6 protein-coding genes are annotated in these 7,403 nt (G+C 52.7%); 2 read left to right on the forward strand and 4 right to left on the reverse strand.

Annotated features, from left to right (window positions below):
* Window positions 1-24 precede the first annotated feature (24 nt).
* The 3 genes from OXI60_04235 to mlaD form a co-directional block, all read right to left on the reverse strand.
* The gene (locus tag OXI60_04235; protein ID MDE0309025.1) at window positions 25-273 is read right to left on the reverse strand and encodes a BolA/IbaG family iron-sulfur metabolism protein; all 249 of its coding nucleotides are present in this window, start codon (window positions 271-273) and stop codon (window positions 25-27) included.
* A gap of 207 nt (window positions 274-480) precedes the next feature.
* Window positions 481-810: an STAS domain-containing protein gene (locus tag OXI60_04240; GenBank protein ID MDE0309026.1), complete on the reverse strand. Its 330-nt coding sequence runs from the start codon at window positions 808-810 to the stop codon at window positions 481-483.
* Between the two features lie 5 nt (window positions 811-815).
* Window positions 816-1,277, reverse strand: coding sequence for an outer membrane lipid asymmetry maintenance protein MlaD (gene mlaD, locus OXI60_04245; protein ID MDE0309027.1), 462 nt, complete (start codon window positions 1,275-1,277; stop codon window positions 816-818).
* Between the two features lie 694 nt (window positions 1,278-1,971).
* Between mlaD and OXI60_04250 the strand changes: the two genes are divergently transcribed.
* Both OXI60_04250 and OXI60_04255 read left to right on the forward strand, forming a co-directional pair.
* Entirely contained in the window at window positions 1,972-4,389 is a 2,418-nt protein-coding gene (locus OXI60_04250) for a peptidoglycan DD-metalloendopeptidase family protein (GenBank protein MDE0309028.1), read from the forward strand.
* A gap of 52 nt (window positions 4,390-4,441) precedes the next feature.
* Complete coding sequence (locus tag OXI60_04255; GenBank protein ID MDE0309029.1) at window positions 4,442-5,560, forward strand: anhydro-N-acetylmuramic acid kinase; 1,119 nt, start codon at window positions 4,442-4,444, stop codon at window positions 5,558-5,560.
* Between the two features lie 45 nt (window positions 5,561-5,605).
* Here the strand turns inward: OXI60_04255 and glnT are convergent, their stop codons facing one another.
* Window positions 5,606-6,907, reverse strand: a complete 1,302-nt coding sequence (gene glnT, locus OXI60_04260; protein MDE0309030.1) for a type III glutamate--ammonia ligase — start codon at window positions 6,905-6,907, stop codon at window positions 5,606-5,608.
* Window positions 6,908-7,403: the final 496 nt, after the last annotated feature.

The following is a 7,403-nucleotide window of genomic DNA, read 5'->3' on the forward strand; positions in this document are numbered from 1 at the left end:
ATCAGAGATTGATGAATGGTCGATTTATGATGACTGATTACTCCACTGTTCCGGCGTATAGGTCCGCAATGACAGTGCATGGATAGTTTCGTCCATCTTGTCCCCGAGTCCTCCATAAACCATGCGATGCTGCTCGAGCATGGACTTGCCGGCAAAGTCAGAACAGACCACTATGGCTTCGAAATGCCTTCCGTCTCCGACCACATCAGCAGTCGAGCCGCTCAGACCCTCTTCAATCCATATTTTTACCTGTTCAGGCGCTACCATAGTCATTCAGTTCCAACTTATTCAACGAAACAGCATGGTTTGCCTGTATTTTACCACATCACCGAATGGCTGATTTTTCGTCTGCGGCGTCCAAGTCGTTGCATTGCTTGACTTTCAGGCAATAATATCCTTGTTCCTAAAATCTGTTTCAGGCAGTTTTCCAGCTGTGCATCCGGTCATGGAATGACATGTATGGAATCTTGATATCCAGGCTCAGTCGGTGGTGGACATCGGGTTTGTCGACGCCCGATAGATGTCATCGAGTTTGTTGACACGGGCTATCCGTGACAGAACATCCGGTACGTTTGTAAACTCAACGGTTGCATGGTTGTCGCGAGCCTGCGCGAGCCACTCGACACAAAGTGCCAGCCCGGCACTGTCTGCATCAGTGACTGCACCAAGTTCAATGTCGATATGCCGCTGACCGAATGATGAAAGATTCACGCTTCGATTCACTGCCGCAACAGTATTCAGGCGCAGTTCGCCCGACACGCTTATCTGAACGACATCGTCCCCGACGGAGGTTTCAACTTTCGCACTCAAGTGGATCAACCCTGTGTCGTCGCCCGAAACAGAAATTCGCCGATTATGTCCTCAAGACTGAACGACGACTGGGTGAACTCGATCAGGTCTCCACTTTTGAGAAAGATATCCTCCGCCCCCTGCTCAAGTCCGATGTACTGCGCACCAAGCAGTCCCGAAGTCAGTATTCGGGCACTTGAGTCGATCGGGATGCGCGCGAACCTATCGGATATGGTCAATTCAACCCTGGCATTGAAATTGTCCATGTCAACCGTGATGGCGGATACGCGGCCGATGTTCACTCCCGCAATCGTGACCGGGGCCTTGACATTCAGACCCCCAATATTCTCGAAAATAGCGTACACCTTGTAGTCGTCATCCACTTCAAACACAGACGCACTATCGACTCTGAAGGCTATTGATACGATTGCAGCGATGCCTGCCAGGACAAACACTCCAACCCAGAATTCAGGCAGGGACTTTTTCATTTTCTGTTGAACGGGTGGGAACTGGAAAGATTCGTGCAAAGCATGCGGACCTGCGAGGTTTGATCAACGTGCACCGTAACTGATGTTAATCCGATGCAGCAAAATTATATCAAACACTACTGAAACTGATGTCGGCGCCCGCGACCTTTCGGGTGAAATCGTACTCAGCGCCATGCGACTTTCGAATTCAGACGAAGCGCGCTGCATGCAATGCCATGGAATCCATAGTTCGAGAAAAACCTGTATATGGCGTCATCAGCTCACGTGCGAAAGTACTGAATCTTACGCTTTGCCAAGGCAGGGAATTTCATTCCGCACTGACGATCAGGTCGACAGAATACTTGCGCAGCACCTGTTGCGGCTTACTGACTGATACGCGAACTGTCGTGCATTTCAGCCAATCCAGCACCTGCGCAGGCATTTGACTGGCAGCAAAGTGCACACCAGGTACGAGCCCGGCAATGGAGCATAAAGTCGGCCTGTGACCATGGTCGGGAAAAAGCCGGCAGCCCAGCGGCTCAGCCCGGTTCGGCGGCCCAGTCACTGCGATTTTGTGATAGGATATGCATTGACTTCAAAATTGTCGCAAAAGATTCCACAAAAATTCTTATATAATCCACCACTTACAGTCACAAGTTCATGAGTGGTCCATGAATGAGCTTTTTGGAGGGTATGCTGTCGCGACACTAGACATATGAATTGGTCTGTCAACATCAAAAAGCTTCGTAATAAAGGATCGTCGGGCAACGCATCCCGGAAACTCACTCGCAACCACGCAACCCATACACTGATTGTAATTGCCGCTTCACTGGCTGTGGCGCTTTCACTTTCCGCCGGTCCGCCTGTGACCGTCGACCAAAGTGGATTTGAAGATGCAGCGATACAGGTGGCCTATTCAGGTCAGTTGCCGCCCGCGGTTGATGTGTCTGTCAATAGTCCGATTATCTGGCAGACCGCACTTTCATCCGACTCCGGCGTCAGCACTTCTGACAGTGTTGTGACTTCCGGTAATCTTGAGACGGAAACGCCACAACCGAAACCTGAACCGGTTGTTTTGGTTTCTGAAGATTCATCAGACTTGCAACAGCTCAGTGATAATGGGCAGCAAGCCCCTCAAGTCAACGTTGCAGAGCAGGAAAAACCGATACTGAAGGTTGCATCGACTGATCAGAAATCTATTGATTGGCACGATCAGCCGGTACCTCAGGTTGATCTTCAGCACGAACCGGTCGTGGTCGCATCGGTACAGAGTTTTATCGACGACGTGATATTGGATTGGCCGGTCGCAACACTCAGTTATAGTGACGAACTTGCGAGCATCAGTTCCGAAAGCGCCGACACGAATGCCGTTACCCCATCGGACGGAATCGATACGGAATCAACCAGATTCGCACTGCAACCGCGCATTCATCCTCCCGCGGACCTTGCAGATTCCAACCAGGATTCCGTAGCGGATGAAAAGTCCGAACTGACGGACATGATGCCAGCGGCCCCCGAACAGAAGGTCGCAATCATGGACCGAGGACCCATAGCAGTACCGGACCCGACAATCGCTCAGAGCGTTCCACAGCTGGAAACGCCACCGGTCGATTCCGCGCTGATTTTGCCCGAAGGTCTGGAAGTGGAATGGTCAACCACGGTCCTTAAGCGCAACGATACGCTTTCGAAGGTCATGAAGCGTAACGGAGTCAAACTGAAAACGATGAACCAGATGCTCAAAATGCCTGGAACAAAATTGCTTGAGATTGTCCACCCGAAAGATGAGCTGACGATTGCACGCAGCGATGCAGGTGAGTTGGTGGGCATTGAGTTCCGGCGTGAAAAAAAGGGAGTCTTGATGTTTGTCTTCGGCGATGCCGGTGTTGAATTGGTTGACCCGGCTGTCGCCGGCAAAGCGGGTTCGCTTCGCAATATCTTCGACAAGCAGCGTCGCATCGAAATGCAACAGGAGCAGGAGAGATTCATCCAAAAGGTCGCGGCCGTCAAGCAGCAGCAACTGACGTGGCATGAAGTAACGGTGCGCAAAGGCGATACGCTGGGTCGAATCTTCCGCCGAGTTGGCGTGTCAGGCGCACTTGAGGTGGCACTCGCACCACGGGGAAACTGGTTGCGTTCCGGACTGATGCCAGAACAGGAAATCCGAATTGCAACGTTCGCCGATGACACATTCGCCATGATCGAGGTTTCCGACTTCAAGTCAGAAAAGATTCGTCTGGTCGTTGCCGATGGGGAGGATTACTCGGTCGGTTTCAGGAAAATGCAATCGGAAGTTCGGCAATTTCAGGCTTGTGCGACTGTCGAGAGCAATCTTTACCGTGCCGCAAAAAAAGCGAATGTTCCGATCGCGGCAGTCGACGCCTATGCAGATATATTCGCATCCAGGGTCGATTTCAGCCGTCAGTTGCAGAAAGGTGATCGCTACTGCATGATTTTCGAGCGCAGATTCGTGAAGGACAGAATTGTCGGACAGACGGAAATCGTCGCCGCATCGCTGCAACAAAACGATCGTCAGACACAGACTTTCCGGATAACGAATGAACATGGTGATTCCCGTTACTATGATCAGCATGGTGAAAACATGCTGGGACATTTTCTGCGGGCTCCTGTCAAGTCAGCGCGGGTCACTTCTGTCTTCAGCAACAACCGATTCCATCCGATACTGAAAAAGTACCGCAAACACCAGGGGGTCGATTACGGCGCTGCGCGAAACACACCGATCTTTTCGACCGCGGATGGTGTCATATCGCGACGCGCCAACGATCCAAGCGGGTATGGCAAGGTGATTGTTATCCAGCATGGAAGCAAGTATCAGACACTGTATGCGCATATGAACAAGTTTGCAAAAAACACCAGCCGGGGCAGTTTTGTCAAGCGAGGGCAGGTCATCGGGTATGTCGGCTCAAGCGGTTTGTCCACCGGTGATCATGTACACTACGAATTTCGTGTAAACGGTGTCCATCGGGACCCGTTGAATTATCCAATGCCGAAAGGCAAACCGGTTCCCGCAGAATTGCGCGAGGAGTTCGAGCGCAAGGTGGCAGCCTTGTCGCCCAGATTGCAAGGCAGTGATCAAATCAAAGTTGTAGTCGCCTCTCCGAACGTTCAGCAATAATCCTCCTGATGAAACATTGTTGGGCATGGCAGCGCGGATGTCCAAATGACCGATGACTGAAAAGTATGTCGGTTTGATGTCCGGCACAAGTCTGGACGGTATCGATGCAGTACTCGCATCATTTGAACCCGGGAAACATGTCTGCGTACACCGTTGGCTGACTGAACGCTATCCTGACAATATCCATCCGACTCTTGAGGCGCTGCTCAAGGAACCTTACCCTGATTCACCGCCTGCGCGCCGGATTGACCGAGTGCTGGGCGACCTCTACGCCGATGTCACACTGAGACTTGTCGAAGGCTTTCAGACCGATGACATTCGTGCGGTCGGATGCCATGGACAGACCATTGTTCACCGGCCGCAGGCCGATCCTCCATTCTCATGGCAGCTCGGAAACAGCAGTGTCATTGCTGAAAGGACAGGCATTCCGGTCGTATACGACTTTCGAAGTGCAGACTTAAGAGCGGGCGGTCAAGGTGCGCCGCTGGCACCAGCGTTCCATCTCCATGCTTTTCACAGCAGTTTGGAGTCACGCGCGGTTGTCAACATCGGGGGAATCGCCAACGCGACGTATCTGCCTGCTGATGCATCACAGCATGTGATCGGTTTCGATACCGGTCCGGGCAACGCACTTTCTGATCAGTGGACTCGTGTACACAGGAACCAGCCATACGATGTACATGGCGAGTGGGCGGAGTCAGCAACAGTCGATGAGGGACTGCTGGACCACCTGATGAGCGACACTTATTTTCAGTTGCCGCCACCCAAGAGTCTGGACGCCAGAAAGTTCAATCTGCCTTGGTTGAGAAGTCAGATACATGGATATGGAAAGAAACTGGATGCTGCCACCGTCCAGAGCACGATTGCGGCGTTTACCGCCCGATCAATTGCGCGATCGATCCAGATGTGGATGCCCGACGTCAGAAAAATCTACCTTTGCGGTGGCGGTACTCACAATCGGGAGTTTGTAAGGAATTTACGAATTGACGCAGGTCTCGATGTCGCCAGCTCCGATGAACTCGGTATTCACCCGGATCAGGTTGAAGCTGTTGCCTTCGCCTGGTTTGCCCGATGCCGAGTTCTGAATCAGCCGGCCAATCTTCCATCTGTCACCGGCGCGGACAAGGCAGTGGTATTGGGTTCGATTGCCGAGCCGACCAAATACAGGTGAGAAGTGAAGCGTCGGCATCGAAACCGACGCTTCGGTCGAATACATTCAGCAGTCGAGCGTACTATCGCGTTCCCAGTCTGTAACCTGCGAGCAGAATTGGTTCCAATCATCCAGTTTGAGCTTGCAGTAACTGTCCAGGACTTCCGAACCAAAGGCTGAGCGAAGAACGTCGCTTGACTGCGTCGTCCGAATCGCATCCAACAGGTTCAACGGCAGTTTCCTGACATCGCCCGCCAGTTCCGGATTGGCATACATGTCGATATCCAATCGTTTTCCCGGGTCGCGATTGTTTGCTATGCCATCCAGGCCGCCGGCTGCGATCCCTGCCTGCAGCAGATACGGATTCGCTGATCCATCCATCAGTCTGAGCTCAAACCGGCCTGCGTCGGGAATTCGGATCATGTGTGTTCTGTTATTACCGGTGTAGGTTACCGAATTCGGTGACCACGATGCACCGGAACGGGTGCGTGGCGCATTGATTCGCTTGTAGCTGTTGACTGTCGGGTTGAACAGTGAGCACAGGGCCTGCGCACTATGCATGATTCCACCCAGAAAACTGTAAGCCAGTGAGGACAGCCCAACTTCGTCGGACTCTTCGAGAAACAGGTTGTCTGTTGCTTTGGGGTTCCAGATCGAGACATGCGCATGGCATCCGTTGCCTGTCAGGTCACTAAACGGTTTGGGCATGAACGTCGCTCTTTGTCCGTTTCTTTCCGCAAGTGTCTTGACCATGAACTTGAAAAATACATGACGGTCAGCGGTAGTCAGCGCATCGCTGTAGTCCCAGTTCATCTCAAACTGCCCGTTCGCATCCTCGTGATCGTTCTGGTATGGACTCCAACCCAGCTCAATCATGGCGTCGCAGATCTCACTGACAACATCAAAGTTCCGCATCAATGCCGTCTGGTCATAGCAAGGCTTGTCCTGTGAGTCCCGTGCGTCGTGAATACTCTTGCCGTCGGGTTCGAGCAACATGTATTCACACTCCACCCCGGTCTTCATTCTGTACCCGCTTTCTGTCAATTTTGCCAACTGCCGTTTCAGGATGATTCGGGGACATTGTTCCACTTCCGCGCCACCCATCCAAAGGTCGGCAGCAAGCCATCCAACGTCCCGTTGCCACGGCAGGATGATGAGGCTTTCGGGATCAGGTACAGCCAGCATGTCCGGGTCTGCAGGTGTCATGTCGAGCCAGGTTGCGAATCCGGCGAAACCCGCACCTTCCTCCTGCATACCACCGATCGCGCCTGCCGGCACCAGCTTTGCCCGCAATCCTCCGAACAGATCAACGAAACTAATCAGAAAATATCTGATATTTTCCTCTTTCGCGATTTTTGCAAGATCCATAGTGTTTCTCCCTATTTAATCAAGATGCGTCAAATTAAATTCTGAGGTGAATAAGTTTGCGACCCTGTAAGACGATACTGATGCAGCGCCTACAAGACATTTATCAATTCACTGGTGCAGCTGCTCTGTCGGTTGAGCCGGGACACGCGTAGCGGTGGCCGGGTGCGGCTGCGCAGACGAGCACCATGTTTTGTGCAGGCATCATCCGATACCGTGATCCGCATGGACCGTAACCGCCAGGCTTCCCCGCGTAAAGGCAATCGCTGCGATGTTGACTGATCAGGGACAGAAGCGCTAACAGGTCGTCGGTCAGACCGCCACCACCTAATCACCACCCTGCAAGGACCGTATCTGCCGGACTGTCAGCCCGGTGTAGCTCCGGATGTCATCGACCGTACACCCCTTCCTGAGCATCCGCTCGGCAACCTCTTCCCTTCCCTGCTCAATACCTTCCTCGATACCTTCCTGACGGCCAACCGCAGTCCAGCGAAGCCGG

This window comes from Acidiferrobacterales bacterium (assembly GCA_028820695.1).
GTDB lineage: Bacteria > Pseudomonadota > Gammaproteobacteria > Arenicellales > JAJDZL01 > JAJDZL01.